Origin of the sequence: Hymenobacter citatus, from assembly GCF_014333615.1 — a bacterium.
GTDB classification, from domain to species: Bacteria; Bacteroidota; Bacteroidia; order Cytophagales; family Hymenobacteraceae; genus Hymenobacter; species Hymenobacter citatus.
This window is the reverse complement of sequence record NZ_JACSCY010000002.1, coordinates 460,239-485,866: the sequence shown is the minus strand read 5'-3', so window position 1 is coordinate 485,866 and position 25,628 is coordinate 460,239. Positions and strand designations below refer to the sequence as shown.

The 25,628-nt window shown below is 59.9% G+C and carries 16 protein-coding genes; 3 read left to right on the top strand and 13 right to left on the bottom strand.

All coding sequences use genetic code 11. The features are described from left to right. Nucleotides 1-26: 26 nt before the first annotated feature. From uxaC to H8B15_RS04200, 7 genes are all read right to left on the bottom strand, one after another. The gene (uxaC, locus tag H8B15_RS04235) at nt 27-1,466 is read right to left on the bottom strand and encodes a glucuronate isomerase (RefSeq protein ID WP_187318412.1); all 1,440 of its coding nucleotides are present in this window, start codon (nt 1,464-1,466) and stop codon (nt 27-29) included. 305 nt (nt 1,467-1,771) lie between these two features. Then, nucleotides 1,772-3,421 (bottom strand): UxaA family hydrolase, encoded by a 1,650-nt coding sequence (locus tag H8B15_RS04230; RefSeq protein ID WP_187318411.1) that lies wholly within the window; start codon nt 3,419-3,421, stop codon nt 1,772-1,774. Nucleotides 3,422-3,427: 6 nt separating this feature from the next. Further along, the gene (locus tag H8B15_RS04225; protein ID WP_187318410.1) at nt 3,428-4,960 is read right to left on the bottom strand and encodes a tagaturonate reductase; all 1,533 of its coding nucleotides are present in this window, start codon (nt 4,958-4,960) and stop codon (nt 3,428-3,430) included. Nucleotides 4,961-4,993: 33 nt separating this feature from the next. Continuing rightward, nucleotides 4,994-7,033: a pectate lyase gene (pelA, locus tag H8B15_RS20950; RefSeq protein ID WP_246455303.1), complete on the bottom strand. Its 2,040-nt coding sequence runs from the start codon at nt 7,031-7,033 to the stop codon at nt 4,994-4,996. Between the two features lie 25 nt (nt 7,034-7,058). Next, on the bottom strand, nt 7,059-7,403 hold the full coding sequence (locus tag H8B15_RS04210) for a cupin domain-containing protein (protein ID WP_187318409.1): 345 nt from the start codon (nt 7,401-7,403) through the stop codon (nt 7,059-7,061). Between the two features lie 155 nt (nt 7,404-7,558). Next, the gene (locus H8B15_RS04205) at nt 7,559-9,421 is read right to left on the bottom strand and encodes a RagB/SusD family nutrient uptake outer membrane protein (RefSeq protein ID WP_187318408.1); all 1,863 of its coding nucleotides are present in this window, start codon (nt 9,419-9,421) and stop codon (nt 7,559-7,561) included. Between the two features lie 166 nt (nt 9,422-9,587). After that, the gene (locus H8B15_RS04200) at nt 9,588-12,860 is read right to left on the bottom strand and encodes a SusC/RagA family TonB-linked outer membrane protein (protein ID WP_187318407.1); all 3,273 of its coding nucleotides are present in this window, start codon (nt 12,858-12,860) and stop codon (nt 9,588-9,590) included. A gap of 395 nt (nt 12,861-13,255) precedes the next feature. On the opposite strand from H8B15_RS04200, the gene H8B15_RS04195 reads away from it, so the two are divergent. Next, nucleotides 13,256-14,281 carry a LacI family DNA-binding transcriptional regulator gene (locus tag H8B15_RS04195; RefSeq protein ID WP_187318406.1) on the top strand — a complete coding sequence of 342 codons (1,026 nt, stop codon included), beginning with the start codon at nt 13,256-13,258 and terminating at the stop codon, nt 14,279-14,281. Between the two features lie 632 nt (nt 14,282-14,913). On the opposite strand, the gene H8B15_RS04190 is transcribed toward H8B15_RS04195, so the two are convergent. The 4 genes from H8B15_RS04190 to H8B15_RS04175 form a co-directional block, all read right to left on the bottom strand. Continuing rightward, a complete protein-coding gene (locus tag H8B15_RS04190) occupies nt 14,914-15,999 on the bottom strand; it encodes a DNA polymerase beta superfamily protein (RefSeq protein WP_187318405.1) in 1,086 nt (361 codons plus the stop codon). Nucleotides 16,000-16,141: 142 nt separating this feature from the next. Further along, nucleotides 16,142-16,915 carry a nucleotidyltransferase domain-containing protein gene (locus H8B15_RS04185; RefSeq protein ID WP_187318404.1) on the bottom strand — a complete coding sequence of 258 codons (774 nt, stop codon included), beginning with the start codon at nt 16,913-16,915 and terminating at the stop codon, nt 16,142-16,144. Nucleotides 16,916-16,928: 13 nt separating this feature from the next. Then, nucleotides 16,929-18,182 carry a hypothetical protein gene (locus tag H8B15_RS04180; protein ID WP_187318403.1) on the bottom strand — a complete coding sequence of 418 codons (1,254 nt, stop codon included), beginning with the start codon at nt 18,180-18,182 and terminating at the stop codon, nt 16,929-16,931. Nucleotides 18,183-18,202: 20 nt separating this feature from the next. Continuing rightward, the gene (locus tag H8B15_RS04175; RefSeq protein ID WP_187318402.1) at nt 18,203-20,860 is read right to left on the bottom strand and encodes a polynucleotide kinase-phosphatase; all 2,658 of its coding nucleotides are present in this window, start codon (nt 20,858-20,860) and stop codon (nt 18,203-18,205) included. 24 nt (nt 20,861-20,884) lie between these two features. Between H8B15_RS04175 and H8B15_RS04170 the strand changes: the two genes are divergently transcribed. Together H8B15_RS04170 and tnpA are read left to right on the top strand one after the other, a co-directional pair. Continuing rightward, entirely contained in the window at nt 20,885-21,298 is a 414-nt protein-coding gene (locus H8B15_RS04170; protein ID WP_187318401.1) for a hypothetical protein, read from the top strand. Nucleotides 21,299-21,646: 348 nt separating this feature from the next. Next, nucleotides 21,647-22,108, top strand: a complete 462-nt coding sequence (tnpA, locus tag H8B15_RS04165; RefSeq protein WP_187318400.1) for an IS200/IS605 family transposase — start codon at nt 21,647-21,649, stop codon at nt 22,106-22,108. Between the two features lie 123 nt (nt 22,109-22,231). On the opposite strand, the gene H8B15_RS04160 is transcribed toward tnpA, so the two are convergent. Beyond that, the gene (locus tag H8B15_RS04160) at nt 22,232-23,668 is read right to left on the bottom strand and encodes a 3' terminal RNA ribose 2'-O-methyltransferase Hen1 (protein ID WP_187318399.1); all 1,437 of its coding nucleotides are present in this window, start codon (nt 23,666-23,668) and stop codon (nt 22,232-22,234) included. An 89-nt stretch (nt 23,669-23,757) separates the two neighbouring features. Beyond that, nucleotides 23,758-25,614, bottom strand: a complete 1,857-nt coding sequence (locus H8B15_RS04155) for a cytochrome c peroxidase (protein ID WP_187318398.1) — start codon at nt 25,612-25,614, stop codon at nt 23,758-23,760. Nucleotides 25,615-25,628 lie beyond the last annotated feature (14 nt).

Below are 25,628 nucleotides of genomic sequence, written 5' to 3'. Positions count from 1 at the left end.
ACGTTCTACTACCTGCCCTACGCTCCTTACGCCTGCTCAGCAGCTACCTGCTCCCCTACCGGCGCGAAGCCAAAATAGGTGCTGGCGTTGCCGTAGCAAATGTTACCGACCATCTCGCCCAGCCAGTTCATGTTGTCGGGCAGCTCGCCGTTTTCCACGTCGCTGCCGAGCAGGTTGCATAGTACCCGGCGGAAATACTCGTGGCGGGGGTAAGATAGGAAGCTGCGCGAGTCGGTGAGCATGCCCACAAAGCGGCTCAGCAGGCCCATGTTGGATAAGGCGTTGATCTGACGTTCCATACCATCCTTCTGATCCAGGAACCACCAGCCCGAGCCAAACTGCATCTTGCCCGCCACCGAGCCGTCGTTGAAGTTACCGATCATGGTGGCAATCAGCTCGTTGTCGGCGGGGTTCAGGTTGTAGATGATGGTTTTGGCCAGCTTGTCCTGGGTGTCGAGGCGGTCGAAAAACTTCGACAGGGCTACACCCTGCGGGAAGTCACCAATGGAGTCCCAACCCGTATCGGGGCCGAGTTGGCGCAGCATGCGGGCGTTGTTGTTGCGCAGCGCACCGATGTGGTATTGCTGGGTCCAGCCTTTTTCCCAGTCCATTTCGGCCAGCAGCACCAGCATTTTGGACTTAAATTTCAATACCTCAGTTGAATCCAATGACTCGCCGCTGCGCACTTTAGCGAAAATCGTATCAATTTCCTCATTGGTGTAGTCGGCGGCGTAGAGCTGCTCCAGGCCGTGGTCGGAGAGCTTACCGCCCATTTCGGCGAAGAAATCGTGGCGCTGGCGCAGGGCTTTTTCCAGATCGGCAAAGGTCTGAATATCTACCCCTGCGGCCGCGCCCAGCTTGTCGAGGTAGGCGTTGTACGCCTCCTCGTCTTCCGGCGACATCGCCTTGTCGGCCCGGAAGGTAGGCAGCACCTGCACCTCAAAGTCGGAATCTCGGATAGCCTGGTGATATTCCAGCGAGTCGGCGGGGTCGTCGGTGGTGCACACCACCTTCACGTTCATCTTGCGCATCAGGCTACGCACTGAGTACTCGGGCGTACGCAGCTTCAGGGAGCACTCATCGTAGATGCGGCGGGCGCTGTCTTTGTCCAGCAGCTCGTGCACGTCGAAGTAGCGCTGTAGCTCTAGGTGCGTCCAGTGGTAGAGGGGGTTGCGGGCGGTGTAGGGCACGGTTTCGGCCCACTTCTCAAACTTTTCCCAGTCCGACGCATCGCCCGTGATATAGCGCTCATCCACGCCATTGGCCCGCATGGCGCGCCACTTGTAATGGTCGCCGTAGAGCCAAATCTGCGTCAGGTTGTCAAACTGCCGGTCTTCGGCAATCTGATCGGGGGGCAGGTGGCAGTGGTAGTCGATGATGGGCTGGTGCTCGGCGTGCACGTGGTAGAGCTGCCGGGCGGTTTCCGTTTGGAGCAGAAAATCGGGGCCGAGAAAGGGCTTTTTCATACGGGTTGCTGGGTTAGGCAGTGGGTAGGAAAGCGGTGGTTAGCCGGGTGTTTTTTGGGGGAGGGTTGACCGTCATGCTGAGCTTGTCGAAGCATCTCGCGTGCTGACACCGGATTAGTAATTCAATGTCAGCACGCGAGATGCTTCGGCTTCGCTCAGCATGACGGGCTTTTTATGTTTGGAACACTCATTCTCATTATATATGGTCAACTAAACAACATCAGCAACGACGTCAACCACCCCAGTTGCGAGTAAACTCGCAACGTCCCCTCCTCATCTGAGGAGGGGAGTTTCGTTCTTTTAGCTTACAGCGAAACCCCTCGTTTCCAAGGGATAAAGTCGGTTTGGTCGTGGCGGACGGCGGCTACTTCCTCTCCGCTGGCTACGCGGATGACGTACTCCAGAATTCGCTCGCCGGCTTGCTCGATGGTTTCCTCGCCATCAATCACGGTGCCCGTGTTCACGTCGATGATGTCGGGCATGCGCTTGGCCAGGGGCGTGTTGGTGGCGATTTTGATAACCGGGGCGATGGGGTTGCCGGTGGGCGTGCCCAGGCCGGTGGTGAACAGCACCACGTTGGCCCCCGACCCTACCTCGGCCGTCGTGGATTCCACGTCGTTGCCGGGGGTGCAGAGCAGGTTCAGGCCGGGCTGGGTCACCAGCTCGGGGTAGTCGAGCACGGCTACTACGGGCGAGGAGCCACCCTTGCGCGCCGCCCCGGCCGATTTCATCGCGTCGGTAATCAGGCCGTCGCGGATGTTGCCGGGCGAGGGATTCATATCGAAGCCCGAGCCTACGGCTACGGCTGCGTCGCCGTAGGCTTTCATGAGGGAGCTGAAGCGCTGGGCCGTTTCGGGGTTCACCGAGCGGTCCACGATTTCCTGCTCCACGCCGCACAGCTCCGGGAATTCGGCCAGAATAACCGAGCCGCCCAGCGCCACCAGCGTGTCCGACACGTGCCCTACCGCCGGGTTGGCCGAGATGCCCGAGAAGCCATCGGAGCCGCCGCACTCCAGCCCGATGCACAGCTTGCTGAGCGGGGCTGGCTGGCGGTGCTGCTGGTTGGCCAGCATCAGGCCGGCAAACGTCTGGCGCAGGGCCGCGCTGATCATGTTTTCCTCGGTGCCCATTTTCTGCTGCTCCATGATATAGAGCGGCTTGCTGAACTGCGGGCTGCGCCGGTTGATTTCGTCCTGCAACATGGTCACCTGGGCATTCTGGCAGCCCAGGCTGAGGATGGTAGCACCGGCCACGTTGGGGTGGGTGATGTAGCCGGCCAACAACCCGCATAGCGACTGGGCATCCTGGCGGATGCCGCCGCAGCCGCCTTCGTGGGTCAGGAACCGGATGCCGTCCACGTTCGGAAACAGGCGGGCTTTCTGGCGGCTGCTCTCGGCGGCCTGCAAGTCCACGCTCAGGATTTCCTCCACCGATTTACCGGCCTGCATCAGCGCAATCAGCTCCTGGGTCTGGGGCTGGTAGGACTTCTGGCGGGCGTAGCCCAGGTCTTTCACCAAGGCATCTTCCAGCACCTGAATGTTGCGATTTTCGCAAAACACCATAGGTATCACCAGCCAATAGTTGGCGGTGCCTACCTTGCCGTCGGCGCGGTGGTAGCCCAGGAACGTGCGTTCCTGCCAGCGGCTCACGTCGGGGGCCTGCCAGGCGGGGCGCTGGCCGGCTTCGGCGTAGGAGTTGGTGGCGTGGTGCAGGTTGGCGGTGGTGAGGCGGCCGCCTACCCCAATGGCCGAGGCAGCCTTGCCCACCAGCACCCCGTACATGGTCACCGGGTCGCCGGGGGCCAGGGGTTGCAGGGCCAGCTTGTGCTTGGCCGGAATGGCCTCGGTGGTGGTGACGGTGGCGCCGTCCCAGGTCACGGGCGTGCCGGCGGGTAGGTCCGTAAGGGCCACCAGTACGTTATCGGCCGGATGAATTTTGGCAACTAAATGCTTCATGTTTTTTTAGCTCACAGCAGCTTTTGAGATAAAGCACGCTTTCACGGCGTCGTGGCCGCCTACCTCCAGCAATTGGTGCAGGAAGTGGGTCACGCGGTCGGCAAAACCCGGCAGCTCGGTCAGGTCGTGGCCCCACAGGGCTTCGTTGGCGAGTACTTCATGGGTTAAGTCGGCCGGCGCGTCGGCGTGCTTGTCCCAAAGATTGGCAAAATAACCGGCCTGTGAGTCCTCAATCGGATAACTTTCGCCGTGTAGCTCGCCGTGCCACTTGCCGTTTTGCTGCTCGGTGGCGCGCAGGAACAACAGGTAGGCCGCAAAACCCAGGGCCACGTACTGCGGCACCTTGCCGAACCGCTCGTAGTAATGCAGTAAATCGGCCACCACGCGCATGCGCAGTTTGGCCGTGTAGTTGAGCGTGATGGCCAGCCAGCGGTGCTCAATGTAAGGGTTGCGGAACCGGTCGAGCACCTGCATGGCAAAGCGCTGGGCTATCTTCTCGTCTACGGGGTAGGGAATGCCGGGCAGCAGGTCGGCCAGCATCAGGTTGGAGATGAAGCCGGCCATGGCCTTGTCCTCCATGGCGGCGCGCACGGTGGCAAAACCGCTCAGGAAGGCCAGCCCGCAGCTCAGCGTGTGCGTGCCATTCAGCAAACGCAGCTTCAGCTCCCGAAACTGGTTGATATCAGGCTGGATGAATACGCCCTTGTCAACCTGGTGAAACGACAGCACCTCCCGCACCCGCGCGTCGCCCTCGATGGCCCACAGCAGGTAGGCTTCCGACATGGTCAGCAGGTCGTCCTGGTAGCCGAGCTCCTGGGTCAGTTGTTGGTGGGCGTCGGCGGCGGGTAGGCCCGGCACAATACGGTCTACCAGAGAGTTGCAGCAGGTGTTGGCGGTTTCCAGCCAGTCGATGAATTCGCTTTCGAGTTGGTTGCGGTGGGCCAGCTCCAGCAGGATTTTCTCCAGCTGCGTGCCGTTGTCCGGAATCAGCTCGGTGGGTACAATCACCAGACCCTTACTCTTATCGCCCCCAAACGCCTGCCAGCGGGCGTAGAGCACGGCCAGCAGCTTGCCCGGAAACGAGCTGGGGGCGGTATCCTGTCGAATATCATCGGGCGCAAACTGAATGCCTACCTCCGTAGTGTTGGAAATGACCACTTGCAGCTCCGAGGCGGCGGCAAAGGCCAGCACCTCGGCCCATTGGCTTTTGGCCGACAGCACCCGGCTGATGGCCGCGCACACCACGTTGCGCTCAATCGTCTCCTCGTCCTCTACCCCCCGAATGCCCACGGTATACAACCCATCCTGCCGCCCAAATGCCGTGATGTCGCCGCCGTCGGTGGATTTCACGACCACCACGCGGCCATTGAATACGCCCTGCTGGTTGGCCTTGTCGATGAGGTAGTCGGGCAGGCCGCGCAACAGCACGCCGGTACCAAACTGCAACACTTTCTCGGGCAGCGCAAACGAGGCGGCCTGGGGCATTTCTACGGCAACCGGTGCATCTTCGGCAAGCAGGCGTTGCGACAGATTTTTCATATAAAACTAGACTAAGGAGTATGCAAAAGAAGATTAAATGCCCTGCTGCTTTTTCCACTTGGGATACTCGCGGTTGAGGAGCTTGGCAGGCCAGGTGCCAGCGTAGCCATAGCCCACACGCCGCTCGTTTTCAATCTCGGCCAGCGAGTAGTGCACTTGGCTGTCGCGGCCCACGTAGATAGGGCGGTTGGTGTCGAGGTCGTAGAAGCGCGCCCAGATGGTAGAACCGGATTCGGGTACTATCAACCGGTCGCGGCCGCTGGGTTGCTTGGGGTCGTCCACGTCGCGGATGGCGTAGCCGGTTAGCTTCACCTTATCCAGCCACGCCACGGCGGCTTCAATGGACTTTTTGATTTCCGGCGACGGGTTTTTGATATCCATCAGAAACTCCACGATGGGCACCGTTTCGTCGCCGCTGAGCGAGGCTAGCTCGAAGGCGCGAGCCTTGGCCGGTTGCAGGGTTTTCTCGTCGTACTGCGCGGCCCAGGCCGTGAGTTGGCCGTGCTGCACGTACTGGGTTTTCAAGATGCAGTCGATGCCGCGGGCCACGGCCGTGCGGGCCGGCGCTACCAGGCCCTGGTCCAGCAGGGTGTAGTCGCCGCGCTGCTCGGCCAGGTCGCGCAGCACCTGCATCGCCTGAATCATGGCGTTGTCGTTGTAGGTGATCTGGTGGCGGTAGTTGCTATGGTCGGGGTAGTACTGCGGGAAGCCGCCGTTGGCGTACTGCATTTTCAGCAGGTAGCGGATGCCATCCTCGGCGGCGCGGCGGTAGGCCAGGTTGCCGGTGCGCTTAGCGGCCTCCACTAGGTAGCGGATTTCGCGGGTGGTGGCGTTGTTGTCGATGGTGGGGTCGTTGCGGCCTTTATCGTCCAGGATGGTGGCTTTCTGCGCGGGCGTCAGCGGGTGGTCGTACTTCACCTTCACGTCGCCCACGGCCTTGGGCCAGCCGCCCACGCTACGCTGGTAGAGCAGCATACGCTCGGCCACCGAGTCTTTCTGCACGGCCACTACCGGCGGCGCAGGTAGGGCGGGCGCTTTGGGGTCCACATTCCAGCGGCCGCCAAAGGTCCAGTTAGGCGTAATCTGCTTGATGGTAGGGCTACCCTCGGCCGTGGCCAGGTTGTCGGCCATCCAGGCGTAGTTACCGCCGCGGCGGTGGGCGTTGGCGTAGTACACGCGCCGCCCCCACTGCTTGGCCCCCGGCCCCGACTCGGCCCAGTATATATCGGTATCAGCCATGTTCTTAGGAAAGCGGCAGCCAATCAAATAAAACTGCGCCTCCCGGTGAAAACGGCCCAGCTTAAACTGGTCGTCACCCTCGAAGCGGCAGTTCACCAGCACCGTTTTCGAGTCTTTATCGGCCGAGCCATCGTGCCAGATGGCCGCGCTCTTGCTGTGGCAGATAAAGCGGCAGTTTTCGGCGTAGGCCCAGCCGCGGGGGCAGTAGAAATCCACGCCGCCTTCCAGCGTGCAGTCCTTGAAGTAGTACAGGCCGGCTTCCACGTCCCAGGGGCTCACAGTGTCGCCGCCCAGGGCTCGGAAGGTGCAGTTCTTTACTACTAAGCGCGTAGTACCGGGAAAGGTGCGCAGGGCCATTTGGTGGCCGGTTTTGCTGATTTTTTTCTGCCCGCTGGCATCGGCGGGGCAAGGAATAGTCACGTCGCCGGCGGCATTGAAACCGTAGCTATTCACCACGGTGAGCTTTTCCAGCGTCACGTCAGGGGCGTTGCGCAGGTTCAGGGTTGCCACGCCCCAGTCGTCGAGGTTGCCCTCGCAGCGGGCGGCGTCGCGGGCCTGGCTGATGGTGATGACCACGCCTTTTTCGCTCTGCCCGCGCAGGGTCACGTGGTCTTTGCCATCGAGGTAGACTTTCTCGGGGTAGGTGCCGTTTTGGATGTAGACGATGCGCTGCTGGTCGGCGTGGGCACTCAGGCTGTTCAGGGCGGCTTGGATGGTCCGGAAATCTCCCGAACCATCCTGCGCTACCCTAACCGTCGGCGCATAAGCAAGGGAATTTCTTCCCCCGATTACTCCTGTAACCAGCAGGAGCAATACTGTAAAAAATCGCGTCATTCGTTGTGGTCTGTTGTGCATAGCCCTACCCTTCCTGCGGTTGTAAAAAATCTTCCCGCAGGGGGTTGAACACGTCCAGCAGCACGCCCGCCTCCAGGCACACCACGCCGTGGCGCACGTTGGAGGGGGCGTAGAACGTGTCGCCGATGCGCAACACCTGCGTTTGCTCCCCCACCGTGGCCTCAAACACGCCGCTTTCCACGTAGCTGATCTGCACGTGCGGGTGCTGGTGCGGGGCGCCTACCCCACCTGCCTCAAAGGCTACCTTCACCAGCATCAGCTCAGGGCCGTAGGTGAGCACCTGCCGGCGCAGGCCGCCGCCCAAGTCTTGCCAGGCAGTATTATGGGTAGTGAAAGGGGAAGTATTCATGAGAGGAGCAGCAAACGGAAGGAAAAGTAGTCAGATATAGCGCGGGCAATGTCCTGCACTGTCCTGCCTAGTGTGAATTGCTGATGTGTTGATTATTGATGGCACAAATTCGATTTAGCAACAGTCAGCACATTAATAATCACCACATCAGCACATTAGTAACCGAAGTTTTGGGTCAGAGCCGGATCAGAGCTGAGGGTAGCCTGCGGGATGGGCAATAGCTCTTTACCCTTGCCGGGCACGTACTCGGCTGCCAGGCCGGCGCCGGTGCTCTTTTCGGTGGTGGCACCCAGCGTGTAGGTAGCGCCCGCGGGCATGGTGTTGGCCACGTACGCCGCGCCAATGGCCAGCCGCCAGTTCACGCGGGTAGTACCGCTGGGCGCCGTGGCATTGGCTGGCGAAGGCCGGTAGAACGAGCGGGTCCACTGCACGGGGCTGGCCGAGGGCGTGCGGAAATACATGTACTGGGGCACGTTTTGGTAGGGCGCCACGCCGCGGGCCATTTTCTCAATGTTCGACTTCACCTCGGCCAGCTTGGTCGCCAGCAGGTTCCAGCGCAGCAAATCGTACTTGCGGATGCCTTCGCTGCCAAACTCCAGGTAACGCTCGTTCACCAGGGCGTCGAAGAAGCTTTCCTTACTGCCCAGGCTGAAACCGGCTTTGGTGAGGGTAGACTGCGCCAGCGCTGGCGTGCCGAAGGCGCGGTTACGCACCTGCATAAAGGCCGCCTGAGCCGCTTGCGTTGGGCCGTTCAACTCGTTTTCAGCCTCGGCAAACATCAGCAGCACGTCGGCGAATCGGATAATGGGCCAGTTGTAGTCCAGGTAGTTCACGGAGCCCGTCACGGGCGGCACGTGCCAGTCGCGGCGGAACTTGCCATCGGTCACGTTGCTAAGCTGCACCCCCGCCTGGAAGTTGCTATTGGCCGGAATTTCGTAGGTGGTAATCGTGACCGGCAGACGCGTATCCGTGGAATCGAAGGCGTAGAAGTAGGGCGGCGCGATGGTGACAGCACCCTGAGTGGAGCCGTAAATGCCCGTGGCATTGCGCAGGCGCGGCCCGTTGTAGTATCCCAGTTTGCTACCCGAGGTATTCGTGGCCGTGGCCATGCCCACCTGAAACATAATCTCGTTGGCCGACTCCGAGCGCAGTTGGTTGATGCTCTTGAATACTTCTTCGAAGCTCGCGTTCAGTTTATGCTCCGAGGGCTTCGCCATCAATTCGTCGCACTCCTGGCGGGCTATGCGGTAGAAATCGAGGTAATCGGCGGGGCGCTGCATGGTGCTACCCTTCAGCGAATAACCGCCCCGGAACAGGGCAATGCGGGCGCGCAGGGCCTTCACGGCGCCTTTGGTAATACGCTCGTCGGCAGCCACCTTGGAGCGCCAGGGCACCAGCTTCTCGGCTTGCTGCAAATCGGCCAGTAGCTTGCTCAGGGTTTCGTTGCGGTCGGAATTGGGAAGGTTGAAGTCCTGGCCCGATACCGAGGGCGTGAACTGCGCGGGCACGTCGCCCCAGTTGCGCACCAGCTCAAAAAGATACTGCGCCCGCAAGGTCAGGACCTCGCCGTGCAGGCGGTGCAGAGCGGCCGTGTCGGCGGCGGTGCCGCTGGTGTAGAGGGCCATCTGCGGAATCTGCTGAATGCAGATGTTGGCCCGCTCCACGCCCTGGTAGAGCTGGTTCCAGGGGTTGTTGATTTCCGAGTTGGTGGCCAGCGCGTTGTAGCGGGCAATGCTACGCCGCCCCCCGTCCGACGCCCCCGAGGAGCCAATCAGCTCGTCGGTGTCGTAAGGGTAGTACATGCTCACGCGGGTGCCGTAGCCGTTGTCGCCCGAGAGCGGGTCGTAGGCGCCAATGACGGCAGCCGTAGCGCCGGCCACTGTGCTAAAGGTATATTCCGTGGTGTTCAGGGCCACCGGGTCCACGTCGAGGTAATCTTTGCAGGCCGTAAGCAGGCTGGCGCCACCAGCCAGCATTCCTACAGTCAGCGCAGTACGAAAAAAGAAAATCGGTTTCATATAACAAGTGGTGATATGCTGATGGATTGATGGGGGGCTGATGTGCTGATTTTTGATGAGTTGATATGCTGGCTATTGCTATGTTGATGAGTCGATTACGGGATTTATCACGTTGAAAATCACCGCATCAATTCATCAGAAATCAGCACATCAACTCATCAGCACATTACAAAGACAGGTTCACGCCGAGCAGGAAGGCGCGGCTGCGGGGGTAGGCGGCGTAGTCGACGCCGGGTGTGAGAGGCGTGCCGCGGCGGGTGTTCACCTCTGGGTCGTAGCCCGAGTACTTCGTGAAGGTGTACACGTTGTTGGCCGTAGCGTAGAAGCGCACCGAGTTGATCTTAGCGCGCTGGGTCAGCGCTTTTGGCAGCGTGTAGCCAATGGTCACGTTGTTGATGCGCAGGAACGAGCCATCTTCCACGGCCCACGAGTGCAGCAGAAAATTGCGGGTAGGCGTCCAGATGCTGGCGTTCTGGTTCACCTCATTCAGGCGGTCGAGGGTGGTGATGGGGCTACCGTCGGCCTCAATCACGCGGTACCGGTCGGCCATGATATCGAGCACGTTGCTGAACGCCGTGTTGGCCGTGTTCGAGGTGAACTCGATTTTGTTGGCGTTGTACACGTCGTTGCCCAGCACGAAATTCATGAAGATGCTGGCATCAAAGTTTTTGTAGGTGAACTGCTGGTTGAGGCCGCCCACAGCCTTCGGGTTGGCGTTGCCGATAACAGTCTGGTCGTTGGCATCAATCTTTCCGTCGCCGTTCAGGTCCTTCAGCTTCAGCAGGCCCGGCCGGAACGCCGATTCGCCAATCAGGCCCAGGTTGTTCACGAGGCCCGCTTTGGGCGTCCAGGTGCCCAGCGCGCCGGGCGTGGCCGAAGGCGTGTAGCCCTCAAAGTCAGCAGCAGTCAGGAAGCCGTCGGTTACGTAGCCGTACATCTGACCTACCGGCTGCCCTACCCGCGCCACATAGTCGGGAATCAGCGAAGCAGTAGAACCCGCCCAGCCCGACGAAATACCGTTGATTTCGGTCTGTCCGCCGCCCAGGCTCTCGATGCGGCCACGGTTGAAGGAGGTGTTGGCCGTGGCCGTCCAAGTGAAGTTTCTGCTTTGAATTACGGTGCCCGTCAGCTGCAATTCCACGCCGCGGTTCGAGGTTTCGCCAATGTTCTGGAGCTGCGTGGTATAGCCCAGGAACGCCGGAATGGGCTTGTTCAGCAGCAGGTCGTGGGTGGTGTTGTAGTACACATCGGCCGTGAACTGCACGCGGTTCTGGAGCAGGGCCAGGTCGATACCGATGTTGCGCGAAGTGGTCGACTCCCACTTTAGATTGGGGTTAGGCAGGGTAGACGCCGCCGAGCCCAGCACGATGCTGTTGTTGAGGGCGTAGGGCGCGCTGCCCGCTTGGTAGAGCTGGGCGTAGAGGAAGTCGTTGATGCGGTTGTTGCCGGCCTCGCCGTAGCTCAGGCGCAGCTTCAGGTCCGATACCACCGGCACGTCCTGGAAGAAGTTTTCCTTGGAAATACGCCATGCTACCGAGGCGCCGGGGAAGAAACCTACCCGGTTGCCGCGGGCAAACTTGGAGGAGCCATCGGCCCGGAACGTACCCGTAAACAGGTAGCGGTCATCGTAGGAATACGTTAGGCGGCCGAAGCCCGAGAGCAGGCGGTAGTTCTGCGGAATGCTGGTTTGGGGTAGCACCGGCTGGGCCGTCTGGCCGGCGGGCAATACCCCCTGGTTGATGTTGGCCAGCGCCCGCTCGGCGGTGATATCGAGGGGGAGAAAGTTGGTCTGGATGTACTGCTGCTTGTTGAGCTGCTCGTAGGTTTCCTCCCCTACCAATACGCCAATGGAGTGCTTGCCTATCACAGTGTTATAGTCCAGCACGTTGGAGTTATTGAGCGTGGTTTGGGTGGTGGTTGTGATAGTGGCAAACGGCAGGTTGGCGTAGCCGCCCGCGGGCGAGCGTAACGTGGGCGAGTAGCGGCCATTGAAGGTGCTCAGGTTGAAGTTGGTGATGTCAAAACCAGCCGTGGAGCGGAAGGTCAGATTCTTCACAATCTCGAACGAGGCGTTGGCACCAATGTTAATGGTGCGGCGCTGGTCGTTGCGGTACTCGTTGTCGATGGTCAGGATGGGATTCACCAGCGACGAGGTTTCGAAGAAATCCGGGTCGAAGGTCGATACGTCTACCACCGTGCCATCGGGGCGGATGTTCTGAAAGGGCTGGTACTGCACCGTGTTGCGCAGGCGCGAGGTGGTGTTGGAGCCCGTGGAGGACGTACCCGCACCGTTGGTTTCCTGGTCGTTGAAGCGCACATTCAGCCCTACCCGGAAACGCTCCGAGGCTTTAGTATCAAAGCGAAAGTTGATCAGGTTGCGCACGTAATCAGACCCGCGCTGGATGCCGTCTTCGGTGTTGCGCGTCAGGCTCAGGGCGTAGGTCGTGCCCTTCACACCGCCCGCAATGGATACGTTGTGTGTCTGCTGAAACGCGTTGCGGCCAAATACCCGGTCCTGCCAGTCGATGTTGGGCGAGTTGCGCACCCGCTGCAGCGTATCACTGTTGAAGTTGGAGCTGCCAAACAGCGTCTTGAAGGTAGGCAAACCACCCGAGGCGTTGCCGATGATAGCAGCGCGCTCATATTGGTAGTTCAAGTAGTCATCGGGACCGAGCACGCCCAGCGAGTTGCTGAGCTGACGCACACCGGCAAAGCCGTTGTAGCTCACCACCGTACGGCCTTCCTGGCCTTTCTTGGTGGTGATAATCACGACGCCGTTAGCACCGCGGGCACCATAGATGGCAGTGGCCGAAGCGTCTTTCAGCACGTCCACCGAGGCAATGTCCTGGGGCGCAATAACGGTCAGCGCGTTTTCAATCTGAATGCCGTCGACTACATATAAAGGCGAGTTATCCTGGGTCACGGAGCCACCGCCGCGCACGCGCACCTGCACGTTCAGGTTGCCGGGCGTGCCCTCAGCCGAGGTCAGCTGCACCCCGGCCAGGCGGCCCGTCAGGGCCTCGGCGGCGGAGTTGACGGGTATATCCTTGATTTGCTGGGCACTAACCGACGACACCGAGCCCGTCACATCGCGACGCTGCACAGCCTGGTAGCCAATCACCACCACGTCGTCGAGGGCCTTGGAATCCTCGCGCAGCTCTACGGTGATGCTGCTGCGCGTGCCTACCGTCACGTCTTGCGATATAAACCCGATGTAGCTCAGGCGCAATTTGGCGTCCGGGCCGGCCACGGTCAGTACAAAACGCCCTTCTCCGTCGGTGGTGGCGCCGTTGGTGGTTCCTATCTCTACCACCGTCACGCCGGGTAGGGCTTCCGCCTTGTCGGCCGAGCGCACCACGCCCGTTACCTGTCGTTGCTGGGCCACGGCCAGCGACACTATCCCCAGCAGTAGCCAGAGCGACAGTAGATATTTCTTCATGAAATTAGAATATATAAGAGTGGGAATTGGAATGAAGCACGGAAATTTGCCGGTCCGGCCAGCGCAACTTTGCGTAAGTGAATGCAGTACAACTGGCCTGGTAACGGTTCCGAAGCGGAGTAAACGATTTCGTACCTATTCGAAGAAGCAACCGTCTTTTTTTCGGAGCAACGCTCGAAACCCGGCTCTTTAAGATTACATTGCATCACCAAGGAAAGAAAACGCTTGGTGGTATTTATTACCGCAAACGTTGCCGGGAACGATGTCAAGCGCAGTTGCTGTTACGCAATAAGTTGTTAGATTTGCTCTCCAAGACTTTTTCTTGCGTTTCTGTCCCTACCCTCCACCCCACCCACTTCTCTCTTTAAAATAGCATTTTAGAAGTATCGCCTGCTTTGAGTACCGTCACTATTAAGGATATCGCCCGCGCTCTGAATATCTCCACTTCCACGGTTTCGCGGGCGTTGCGGGGTAGCTACGAGATAAATCAGGAGACGAAGGAACTGGTGCTGGAGTACGCCGAGCGGCTGAACTACCGCCCTAACCCCATTGCGCTTAGCCTGAAGGAAAACCGCAGCCGGGCCATTGGCGTGATTGTACCGCAGATTGCCAATTACTTCTTTTCGCAGGCTATTAATGGCATTGAGGCTATTGCCTACAACCGCGGCTATCACGTGATTATCTTCCAGAGTCAGGAGTCGTACGAGCGGGAAGCTGCCAACATGCAGCAGGCAATGGACCGCAAGGTAGACGGCCTGCTGATTTCGCTGTCGAGCGAGACTTCCGATGTGTCGCACCTACGGGCGTTGCAGGAGCAGGGCCTACCCATCGTGCAGTTCGACCGGGTATCGCACGAGTTGGACACCACCTGCATTGTGGCCGACAACTTCGGCGGGGCCTTTGCAGCTACCGAGCACCTGATTAAGGCTGGCCGTCAGCGCATTGCCCATCTCACCATTCCGCCGTGGCTGAGCATCACGCAGGAGCGCCTGGCAGGCTACCGCGCCGCCCTGGAGCAGTACGGCCTCCCCTATGATGAGACTCTGGTACGCTACGGCACCTTTGGGCAAAACGAAACCGGCCCCATGGTGGATGAGCTGCTGGCCCTACCCTCCCCACCCGACGCATTTTTCACGGCCAGCGACCGGCTGGCCCTGGGTTGTCTGGCGTCGTTGCACCAACGCCACATCGCCATTCCCGACGACGTGTCGCTGATCGGCTTCACCAACCTCAACGCCGCCGACCTGCTGAACCCGGCGCTCAGCACCGTGGTGCAACCAGCCCAGGAAATTGGGCAGGTGGCCGTAGAGCGCCTAATTGAGTTGATTGAAAAGAAACAAAAAGCTGCCCCACCCTCTACCGTTAAAATTCCCACGCGCTTGATTGTCCGAGAATCCACCCGGTCGGTCGTCCACTCGTAAGTCGCCGGCCCGCTGCTCCCACCCCGGCCTGGCCAGGCACGCCTTACGACTAAAAGCCTCCCGATTCCACCCGGGAGGCTTTTCATTTTTAAAAAGGCCGCACCGTGTTATTTCTTATTCCCTGGGGATCTGGCACGCAATTTTCTACTCTTATCAGAGTTCTATTCTTTGTTACTCTCATCATACTCTCTGCCCGCATGTATAAAGCCCTGCTGCTCGTTCTCGCCTTGTTCCTGCTAAGTGGGCTTCAGCCCTCACAGGCATCTAATCCCGGTACGCCCTACGCCCGGGCCAAAGCAAAAGGCCGCGTGTATACGCACCGCCCCAGCTATAAAGTGTACAGGGGCTTTCGGAAGGGGAATCGCAAAGGCTTGAAGTTCTTCCATAAGAAACGCAGCCATAAGCTCCGCTCTACGGTACGCGCCCGTCGATTCTAGTATTGTCATTGACCTAGCCATACAAGAAGGTAGGGCGCCCAACGCGAGAAATATCTCTCGCGTTGGGCGCCCTACCTTCTTTATAGAGTCGCATATGGCGTAGGCGCATAACTTGTGTCTTGTCGTTGAACAATACCAGCGTTAGTCGTTCAACGCCACAACATCAGCAACGACGAGACACAAACTATTGTGTCTCTACCCCAAGCGCTGCTGTTCGGCATACCACGCCCGCCGCGTTTGTACCAGCAGCTGCTCGGCGGCTTGTTTATCAGGGGTTTCGGGTAGCGCGGAGGTGGCGAAGGCAGCATCCACGCGGACTACCAGGGCTTCGGCTTCGCTTACCAACTGCTCGTACTCAAACTCGCCGTGGCGGATTTGCAGCAGAAAGTCCCGGTCGGGACGGCGCACGTGCAGGCGGCCTTCGCGGGCAATTTCTTCGGCCATGCGCAGCAGCCGAAACACGTGCAGCATGTTTTTGGCGTCGTAGTTTTTGCCGTGCTGCACAGTGTTCTGGTAGTGCTCGGGGTTGCGCTTCTGCTCCCATTCCTTGTACTCGCGGTACACGCGGCAATAGGTGCTGTAACCGTTGCGGTTGAAGCTGAGGTAGGCGGCCGGCATCTCCCCTTTCGGCACCGTGGACAGCTGCACGTCCTGCGACGTTTCCGGGTCGCGCACCAAGCCGCGGTAGTGGTGGCGTTGGTCGGGTGTGTCGTCCACGAATAGGGCGTATAAGTCGGTGAGGTGAGGCACGTTGGCAAGGCCGCACTGCGCGGCCGCGTAGCCGTGCCGGGTCAGCCAGGCGGTTACCGGCTGGGCACCCGCGCCTACCGTCACGTAGCAGAAATCCAGCACCGACTTACGGCTGGGCGGCTCGGGGTGGTTGATTTTCTTGTTCAACCCTTTCGCCTTCCGGATCTGCGCCACGGCGTACTCGGCGAAGCTTTGGCGGCACAGCTTCGACAGAAAATCCTCGGCCCGAAACGCCGCAAACAGTAGGTGTCGGTACACCACACAGTCTTCGGGCGTGCCGAGCAGCTCCAGCATGGTGGGGTTGTTTTTGAGCAGCAGCTCCACGAAGCGGCGCAGTTCGTAAAACACCTCATCGTTGGTGTCGTTGGCTACCTGGGGCACGTAGTCGAGGCCGTAGAACTCGGCTTCGGGCAGGATAAATACGCCTTTCAGGTCGGTGTCGGAGTGCGGCAGGTGGGTGCCGTAGGCGCGGCTGCCGCTGATGGCTTCGAAGAGAAGAAGGCCGCGCTTGCGCAGGTCGGCAATAGTCATGGGCGGGTGTAGAGACGCGTATTCGCGTCTCGTCGTTGCTGATGTTGTTTAGTTAGAGCGGGCTGTACTGGCGGGAAAGGGCGGCGTGGTTCTACTGTAAATCCATCTGTTCGTTCTGACGCCGAGACGCGAATACGCGTCTCTACATAATGCCCGCGTCAGGTAGCCACGCCCGAAACAGCGCATCCAGCGCCGGCGTGGGGTCGGCCTGCCGGGTGATAGGTAGAGTGTTGTGGGCGGCCAAGGCGGCTTCGTACTCGGTCTGTAAATACTCGACTAGCGCCGTAGGGCGCGGCACGGTGGTTTTCTCGTCGGCGGTGGCTTTGCGGACGAGTAGTTCGTCTACAGTGCCATGCAGCTCCGTCGGCAGCAACTCGCGCAGCACCCGGAACTCCATCGGCGGCACCTCAGCGGGGCGCTGCCGAATCCAGTGGGCCGCCAGCGTGGAGCGCAGGGCGTAGAACAGGCGTTTCAGGCGTACGTGCTCGGTGGTCAGGTCGTCCGTCAGCCCGCGCCGCATCAGGCCCAGGTAGTGATGCAGGCCGGCTCGCGGGTTCCAGCAAGCGGGCAGCAGCGGCCCCAGCGCCTCCCGAAACCCGGCCGCCTCCCGGTATATTACCGGCGACTGTAGCCACTCAAAGAAGGCCGCGTTGCCGCCGCGCAGCAGCTTCAGGGCCTTACGCAACTCCCAGCCGGCCAGGTCCAGTTCGTCGTCCACGGGGAAGTCAAGCGTGTCGGGGCCGGCGTCGAGGGTCAGGTACCAGTCGGGCGGGTGACTGTAGAGGAAGCGCACATCATAGTCGGCATCCGGCGAGGGGAAGCCCCAGGCCCGGCTACCCGACTCGCAGGCGTAGAGGATGCGGATACCGTGCGTGACTTCGAGTTGGTGGAGGGCGGTTTGGATACGGGCGTGCATTAGAGGGAGAAAATTACTTTATTTCTTTAACCTCCACCGAATCAACAATCTGGATTGCACCACCTTCATTTAAACTATCTGGCAACAGATCAACAGAATATCCTTTTAAAATACTTTCGTTGCTCCAGTTAATCTTGATAGCTTTTTTATCAAAAAATAATAAACAGGCTCTTTCTGCCTCATTAGAACCTAATCCTAAATTCACTAAAACAGTGTCCGGCCCGTAAGCCGTGGTTACGGGATTATGGGCGTATAAATCATCGAAAAACAGCGGATCTACAACATAGAAAGTACCGCTTTGCCAAGTGGCCAGGAAGGCTATATTATTCCAATTGACCAGATATACTACTTCTTGGTTCAGATTAAAGCCGGCTAGCAGCAGTACTTCTCGATAATCGAATACTGTCTTGCCATGATTTAGCTTGGCACCGTAGGATATTTCAAAATCCCGATCCTGAGGCTTGATTTTACCGCTCCAACGCGTCATCTCCGTTGGGTTGTCAATCTGCTGTACCTCCGCAGAACCCATCATGTGCGCCAGTGAAGAAACAACGAAATATTTGCCGTCCCGCTTTATAATAGAATTTGAGCAGGTCGCTTCGGCTATATAATAGAGATGCTTCTCTTTATCATAGAAATACACTTCTCCACCCCACTCGCCGTGGCACGTCATACAGACAATGTAGCGGGCATCTTCAAACAGCTTGGGCTGCTTGTTGAGTGGCATCGGGCCAGCATACGGCTTCCAACTACCGCTTTCAGAAAAGGTAACATAATGACTGCCGGATAGAGCAACTAGCTGTCCATTCAGCAACCAGTGGTACTCAAAATTCTGAGTGTTCAGCTGCTTTTCCAATTGCCGGTTTCTTATTAAGCCGGGAAGCCGGTAACACGCAAAAGTTCCTGGCTCAAACAATGTAACCAGATTGCCCCGATAGACCACCGAAAATGACAATGGGTAAGGAGCTGCCGCGAATGGATTACGCAGTAGTACTTGGCTTTTACGCAAACCTAACGGCTTATCTGCCAATGCAATATTAAATTGGTCTGGATACTGCCGCTTATAGATAAATGGTAGGGCGAGTAATTCACTCTCATCCCCCATTCTTATCCGCTGAAAACGCTTCAGTAGCTTCCGAAATTCGGGTGGCAAAGAATAATATCGGTTGCGGAGCACTATACCCGTAGAGGAATAATATCCATATACACCTATCCCTAGCACAACCAACAGTCCCAGTATGCTAAATGGAGATAGTAGCTTTTTCATACCTAGCAGCTAGCATCCACCTACAACCGCGGGTCCACGGCCTCGCTTTCCAGGGCCAACACGCCGAAAACACACTGGTGCACCGCCCGCAGCGGCTGGCCGGCCACGAAACGCTCCAGGCCTTCCACGCCGAGGGTGAATTCGCGCAGGGCCAGGTTGCGCTTGGACTTCACGTTTCGCTCGCGCAGGCGCTCCAGATTGCCGGGCAGCAGGTAGTCGGGGCCGTAGATGATGCGCAGGTACTCGCGGCCGCGGCACTTGAGGGCGGGTTGGATGAGGCCTTTTTTGGTGGTCGAAATGAAATCGTAGGGCTTCACCACCATGCCTTCGCCGCCGCTGGCCGTGAGGTCGAGCCACCATTGGGTGGCGGCTTCTACGTCGGCAATATCGTGCAGGTGCACCACGCGGTAGGGCGTGGCGCGGAGCAGGCTTTCATCGGCCAGGCAGAGGGCGCGCAGGGTTTCCATGTGCCAGGCGTGGTCTTTGTCGAAGTAGGTGCGGCCCTCGGTGGCGAGCAGGTGGAAGGGCGCCAGGCGCAGGTCGGCGAGGCTTTCCACGGGCCAGCAGTAGCGGCGGTAGGCGTCGGCGTAGTGCGCGGCGGCGGTGCGGCGGGCGCTGGTGCGGGCCAGCAGGGCTTCTACTCCATCGAGGCCACGGCCGGCGGCTTGCGCCAGGGCGGCCTCGGCCAGGGGTAGGGCGGCGGTAGCGGCGGCGGCCACAGCGGCGTACTGCGTCTTAATCAGCTCCTGGGCCTTGGCCGACCACGGCAGCAGCTCGGCATCCAGGCACACCCAATCGGTCTGGAATCGCTCCCAGAAGCCGCTGGCCGTGAGGGCATCTTGCAAACGGTTGAGGAAGGCTTCTTCCAGGGCTTCGTTGGTGAAGAAATTGCGGCCGGTACGGGTGTAGCACTTGCCCGGCCCCTCGCCTACCACCCCAAAGCGGCGCCGGGCGGCGTCCTCACTGCGCGCCAGCACCACCACCACGCGGCTGCCCATGTGCTTTTCCTCACACACCACCCGCTCCAGGCCCTGGCGGCGGAAGTAGTCGAAGGCCTCGGCGGGGTGCTCCAGCATATCGGGCAGCGCCGAGGTTTCGGTGGGCGACATGGTAGGCGGCAGGTACAGCAGCCACTTCGGGTTCAGGGCAAAGCGCGACATCACCTCCAGCGCCGCCACCGCGTTTTCCTCCCGAATGGTGACGGAAGGCAGCAGCCGCGTCTGGATGATCTGCTTGCCCGTCACGTCACGGATGTCGAGCAGGTCGTCGTGGGCTTGCTGGGCGGTGAGTCCTTCAGCTATTAGCTGTTGGCTGTTAGCTGATAGCTCGTCGTCTGGGTTCATTTGAGAAGAAGCTAACAGCTGAGAGCTATCAGCTAACAGCTTACGCATCGGCTCGCAGTACACCTGCTGCGCCGGCACCGACACCAGCTCCCGCTCGGGGTAGCGCAGGGCCGTGAGGCGTCCGCCGAATACGCAGCCGGTATCAATATCGATGGTATTGTTGAGCCATTCAGGCGCGGGCACGGGGGTGTGGCCGTATACCACCATGGCGCGGCCGCGGTACTCGGCGGCCCAGTTGTAGCGCACGGGTAGGCCAAACTCGTCTATTTCGCCGGTGGTTTCGCCAAACAGCGCGAAGGCCCGCACGGCGCCCGAGCCGCGACCCTGCATTTCCTCGCGCATGCCCGCGTGGGCCACCACCAGCTTGCCGCCGTCCAGTACGTAGTGGCTCACCAGCCCATCCAGAAACTGCCGCACCTGGCTTTTGAACGTGTCCGATTCGCTGGCCAGCTGGGCCACCGTTTCGGCGAAGCCGTGGTTTTCATTCACGTTTTTGCCGTTGAGGTAGCGCAGCAGCTTGATGTCGTGGTTGCCGGGCACGCACAGGGCCAGGCCGTCCTGCACCATGTGCATCACCAGCCGCAGCACCTGCGGCGAGGCCGGCCCGCGGTCTACCAAGTCGCCGAGGAACAGGGCGCGGCGGCCGGCCGGTGCCGTTACGCGCACGCCTAAGTCGCGCGCATCCGTCACGGGTTCTTCCTTCACCACGTAGCCCAATTCCGTGAGTAGCTGCACCAGCTCGGCATAACAGCCGTGCACGTCGCCGATAATATCGAACGGCCCGGTATCCTGCTTGCGGTTGTTGTAGAGCGGGTCGCGCACAATAGCTTGCACGGCGTCGATTTCCTCGGGGCCGCGCAGGTGGTAGATGTGGCGGAAGCCTTCCTGCCGGAGCGTCTTGAGGCTGCGGCGCAGCTGCTGGCGTTGCTGAGGCACCACGTGGCGGCCCAGGTGCTGGCGCTCGGCACGCTGGCGGTTGCGGTCCTCGGCTACGCGGTCGGGCACGTCGAGAATGATGGCGGTGGGCAGCACGTGGTAGTCGCGGGCCAGCTGTACGAGGGTTTTGCGGGCCTCGGGCTGCACGTTGGTGGCGTCTACCACCGTCAGCAGGCCACGCTTCAGGCGCAGCCCTACCAGGTAGTGCAGCAAGGCAAAGGCATCGGGCGTGGCTGACTGGTTGTTCTCATCGTCGGCCACCAAGGCCCGGCACCGGTCCGACGATACAATTTCCGTGGGCTGAAACAAACGGTGCGCAAACGTACTTTTGCCTGCCCCCGAAGTGCCAATGAGCAGGACCAGGGAGAGTTCGGGAAGTTTGAGGGTATCTTGGGGCATTACAACAAGGAATAATTTAGCCGGATGGTAAAGCTTTATTTAGATATAGACGGGGTTCTATTGACGGCGAAAAATACGCAGGCTGCGCCAGGAGTTGATACTTTTATTGATTTTGTCACCTCATCTTTTGCATGTTACTGGCTGACTACTCATTGTAAGGGAGATAGTGCCCCAGCACTACGCTACCTTGCGCGCTACTTGCAGCCAGCTACGGTGGAGCGGCTCCGGCATGTCGTGCGGCCTACCACTTGGGATACGCTGAAAACGGAGGCTATCGACGTAAAGGCAGATTTTTACTGGCTTGATGACCAACCGTTTCAGACAGAATTAGCCTATCTGCAAGCCAATGGCGTTGCTAACCGACTGCTTACAGTAAACCTAAGCCGTCCCGACGAACTAGCTGTAATTCAAACTCGCTTACAACGGGCGGTGGAGTAAGAAAAAGTGCTTCTATCTCTTGCACCGCTACGCGGCGCGGTCGTTCTGCTGTCTGCTTGCTACAACCCTATGACCGCTACGCGGCCGGTCATTCTGCTGTCTACTTGCTACAATCCTATGACCGCTACGCGGCCGGTCGTTCAGTGTCTACCACTCTTCAGCTATCTGCCTACCGCATAGCAGTGTGTAGAAAACAGAGGCAAGGATGAACCGCACCGCGTAGCGGTACAAGGTTTGTAGAAACGTGCATACCGAACGACCGGCCGCGTAGCGGCCATAGGTTGGTAGAGCAAGTAGACAGCAGAACGAACGCGCCGCGTAGCGGTGCAAGAACCCTAGCAAGGCCTTATGGCGAATACTTATACCCAACTATATATTCATTTAATATTTGCAGTACACGGTCGGGAACGACTGATCCGTGAATCTATCCGGGAAAGGCTACAGCAATATATCTGCGGCATCGTGCGCGAAAAACACCACAAACCACTGGCCATCTATTGCATGCCAGACCACTTGCACTTGCTGATAGGCTTGCACCCCGATCAGGCTATTGCTGATTTGGTACGGGATATCAAAAGCAGTTCCAGCATGTGGCTGAACGAAAATCGGCTGCTTCCGACCCGCTTTGCCTGGCAGCGCGGGTACGGCGCATTCTCATACGCTCGGTCGCAGGTGGATGCGGTAGTGCAGTACATTCAACGGCAACCAGCGCATCATGCCCGCGTTAGTTTTCGGGAGGAATACATCGCATTGTTGCAAAAATTTGCCGTTGAATACGATGAGCGGTATGTATTTGAGTGGATAGAATAGCAGTCGTTCAACGCTTCTTACACCGCTACGCGGCGCGATTGTTCAATGTACCCCGTTTCTACAAACCTATGGCCGCTACGCGGCTAGGAACAGCGCTCCGATCGGACTACAATTCATTTGCTCCTACCCTACCTCAAACACCGCCAACTGCGACGGAGCTCCTACCTCCTCTTCTTCCGGACCCAACGGCTCCAGGCGCACGCGGTAGCCGTGGCGCTCGGCTACACCCTCGGCCCAGGCGGTGAACTGTGCCCGCGTCCATTCGAAGCGGTGGTCGTGGTGGCGGAAGTCGCCGGCGGAGAGGGTTTCGTAGCGCTGGTTATAGTCGGCGTTGGGGGTGGTGACGAGCACGGCGCCGGGGCGGGCGCGGGCAAATACGACTTCCTCGAACGCCGCCAGCCGGCTTTCGTCGAGGTGCTCGATGACTTCGACCACGGCGGCCGCGTCGTAGCCGGCTAAGCGCGGGTCGTGGTAGAGCAAGGAGCCTTGCGTGAGGGTAAGCCGCTCGCGCTGGCGTGGGGGCATTTCGGCCACATGCAGGCGCTGCTGGGCCCGCTCCAGCTCCCGCCACGATACGTCCATTGCCAACACGTGCTCAATCTGGCCATTTTTTAACAGCCGGCGCGTCAGCTTGCCCTCTCCGCACCCCAAATCCAGCACCCGTTTTGCGCCTAGCTGCCGGATTTCGTCGGCCACGCGGTCCAGGCGCAGATCGTGCAGGTTTTGCTTGGCGGCGGTTTCAGCGGACGCGGTAGCAGTTTCCGCAGTAGCAGTTGCTTCAGTGAGTGACTCCGGTTCCGGCGCATCGTCCGAGGCCTCGGCATCCAAGGCTAGTAGCCGCCGCAGGGTAGGGTTCACGAATTCGGCAAAGCGCAGGTAGCGCCGCGTGATAAACTCCCGGTCGGGGTGGCCCGGCAGCCACTCGGCACCCCGGCGCAACAGCTTTTCGGCCTCATCCTGACTGATCCAGTAGTGCTTATCGCCGCGGTCGAGCACCGGAATGAGCACGTAGAGGTGGCTCAGCAGGTCGCGCAGACGCAGGGCCGGGTGGCGCAGGCGCAGCGTGTGGTAGCGGCTGGCACCCCACTGCGGCACGGTAGGGTCGAGCGGATGCTCTTCCACTTCTATCTCGTAGCCCAAGGGCGCAAACAGGCGCTGGAACTGCTCGGCGCTGGTGGCGGGTAGGGCGGCCACGGTGGCTTCCAGCGGCAACAAAACATCGGGCAATTCGGGGCGGTCCTTGCAGGTGCCGTTCATGGCCGTATTGAAGGCTTTGGCCAGGGCCGTGCTCAGAAACGACGACGAGGCATAGGGCCGGTCGTTGACGTACTGCTCCAGGGCAAAGCCCTCGCCGGCCGGCCCACGGTGGTTGCGCACCAGCGCAATAGGATCAATATCGAGCAGTAGAGCGGCGGTGCAGCGCTCGGCCGTGGCTTCAGGGTAGAACACGTGCGCCTGCCCATAGGCAATATCCACCGATTGCAAGCGGGCAGGATTCTTATGTAATAGGTAGCCCAGATCAGTAGCGGGCTGGTGGGTGGTCGTGATAGTTAGCAGCATCGAGAAATAAGAAGGATAGCCAGCAGATTGCCTCGCGGGGAAGCAAGATAGACTTTTACCTGTTTTTCAATCCTGCTGGCGGCCATTGATTAGCGTGGTGGCATATCCGTTAGGGCCAGCAAAAAGGCTTGGATAGCCTGCTGCTCTGCCGTCGTCAGATGGAGCTTTTCATCCGATAAGGTTTGATTCTCCACCGTCAACCCTAAACCACGCCCACCACCTTCATTATAAAAAGTAAGCACTTGCTCCAGGGTGCGGTAGGCCCCATTGTGCATATAGGGGGCCGTATGGGCCACGTTGCGCACGGTAGGCGTTTTGAATGCGTGACGAAGCTGCTCGAGTTGGGTATGTGCATAGCGGCCTAGGTCAGGATCGAGGCGCTGTGCGGCCGGGGTAGCCGGCACGCCCAGCACCTCCGATTCCGTTTTGGTGAAGCCCGGCGGCACCGTGCCGTTGAACAGCGGAGCAAAGTGGCAGGTGCCACACTTGGCTTTGCCCATAAAGAGGTTGAAGCCCTGAATTTCCTGCGCGTTGAGCGCCGTGCGCCGGCCGCGCATGTACTGATCGAAACGCGAGTTGAGCGCTACCAACGACCGCTCGTAGCTGGCCAGCGCCGTTTGGATCTGCACGGGGTTGATGCGGCCGGCAGGTTCCTCCGGGAAGGCTCCCAGAAACAGTCGCACGTACGCAGGTTGGCGTTGCAGGTCGTGGGCGGCGCTTTCCAGCGAGCCGTGCATCTCATCGCGGTTGCCGACTACATCCACGGCCTGGTTTTCGAGGGTAGTGGCGCGCAGATCGTAGAACTGCCCGGCCTGCAAGGCGGCGTTGAGAATGGTAGGCGTGTTGCGGTGCACGAGGCCGGTTTCGGTCAAGGTCACGTTTTTCGCTAAGCCATCGGTAAACGCCTTGTCAGGCTGGTGGCAGCTGGCGCAGGAGCGCGTGTTGCTGCGCGACAGCACCGGGTCGTGAAACAGGCGGCGACCCAGCGCCACGCGGGCCGCGGTGCGGTACTGCGCCGCCGTGGGCGCGTAGAAATCGGGGTTGAACGCGGCCGAGTCGAACAGGGTAGCGGCATCGGGGCGCAGGGCACGCACTTCCTGAAAAGGCGCAATATCCAGTCCGCGCTGGCACGCCAGCAAGGCCCTACCCAACGGATTGGCGTAGCCGGTGATAAACGCCATCCGGTCGAACTCAGCAAACCCTACCCCCTGCCGCAGGTAGCGTTCGGCCTGAATCAGGGCTTGCTGAGCCACGGCGTAGCGCGTGCGGGCTGCCGCGGCACTCGTATCGGTGGGGGCATAGGCGGCCAGCAACGGGCGCAGCGCCGCTACGGCCGTCGCCGCTTCGGGTAGGGCGGCATCGGGCGTCAGCGGCGTATCAAACCCCGTAATGCCCAACGCCACCACCCGAAACACTTGCTGGCGCAGCACGTCGAATACGTGCGCGTCGGTAAACTCCAGCACTTGCCACACCGTTTGGGCACGGCGCAGCTCCTGCCGCAGCTTTTTCACCTCCCGTACCAACTCGGGCTGTTGGCTGGGGTCTACCTCTGGGTAGAGACACTCCTCTATCACCTGCAACCCGGCAGGGTCAAACTCCTTGTTTTCGGCCACCTCGATTTCGCCTATGGGTGGTCCGTTCAGCAGCCGGGCCGTGCCTGGCATGAAGTACTCAGTGAATGGCTCCACCCGCTTGTACAGCAACCGACACGCCCGAAAGCGTTGGCGCAACGAATCGGTGGGCATCGGGGTGCGCTGGGCGAGCGGCAGCAGTTCATGCTCTACGTGCCAAAGTAGCGTATCCAGGTTGTGGGCCACATGCTGGTGCACCAGTTGGGTAGGGGGCGGCGCGGGTGCCGTAGCCGGCCCCGAGGAGGTGCAGGCCGCCAGCAGCCAGATGCCCAGGGCTACCCACCGCAGGTAGCCCACCAGCACGGTATAGTGCATGCAATACAAAGCGC

Bases quoted from the DNA above. Each gene is read 5' to 3' on its own strand.
- H8B15_RS04190 (WP_187318405.1), bottom strand. From the start codon at position 15,999: ATGACTATTGCCGACCTGCGCAAGCGCGGCCTTCTTCTCTTCGAAGCC.
- uxaC (WP_187318412.1), bottom strand. From the start codon at position 1,466: ATGAAAAAGCCCTTTCTCGGCCCCGATTTTCTGCTCCAAACGGAAACC.
- H8B15_RS04185 (WP_187318404.1), bottom strand. From the start codon at position 16,915: ATGCACGCCCGTATCCAAACCGCCCTCCACCAACTCGAAGTCACGCAC.
- H8B15_RS04230 (WP_187318411.1), bottom strand. From the start codon at position 3,421: ATGAAGCATTTAGTTGCCAAAATTCATCCGGCCGATAACGTACTGGTG.
- H8B15_RS04160 (WP_187318399.1), bottom strand. From the start codon at position 23,668: ATGCTGCTAACTATCACGACCACCCACCAGCCCGCTACTGATCTGGGC.
- H8B15_RS04205 (WP_187318408.1), bottom strand. From the start codon at position 9,421: ATGAAACCGATTTTCTTTTTTCGTACTGCGCTGACTGTAGGAATGCTG.
- pelA (WP_246455303.1), bottom strand. From the start codon at position 7,033: ATGACGCGATTTTTTACAGTATTGCTCCTGCTGGTTACAGGAGTAATC.
- H8B15_RS04170 (WP_187318401.1), top strand. From the start codon at position 20,885: ATGGTAAAGCTTTATTTAGATATAGACGGGGTTCTATTGACGGCGAAA.
- H8B15_RS04155 (WP_187318398.1), bottom strand. From the start codon at position 25,614: ATGCACTATACCGTGCTGGTGGGCTACCTGCGGTGGGTAGCCCTGGGC.
- H8B15_RS04200 (WP_187318407.1), bottom strand. From the start codon at position 12,860: ATGAAGAAATATCTACTGTCGCTCTGGCTACTGCTGGGGATAGTGTCG.
- H8B15_RS04210 (WP_187318409.1), bottom strand. From the start codon at position 7,403: ATGAATACTTCCCCTTTCACTACCCATAATACTGCCTGGCAAGACTTG.
- tnpA (WP_187318400.1), top strand. From the start codon at position 21,647: ATGGCGAATACTTATACCCAACTATATATTCATTTAATATTTGCAGTA.
- H8B15_RS04175 (WP_187318402.1), bottom strand. From the start codon at position 20,860: ATGCCCCAAGATACCCTCAAACTTCCCGAACTCTCCCTGGTCCTGCTC.
- H8B15_RS04180 (WP_187318403.1), bottom strand. From the start codon at position 18,182: ATGAAAAAGCTACTATCTCCATTTAGCATACTGGGACTGTTGGTTGTG.
- H8B15_RS04225 (WP_187318410.1), bottom strand. From the start codon at position 4,960: ATGAAAAATCTGTCGCAACGCCTGCTTGCCGAAGATGCACCGGTTGCC.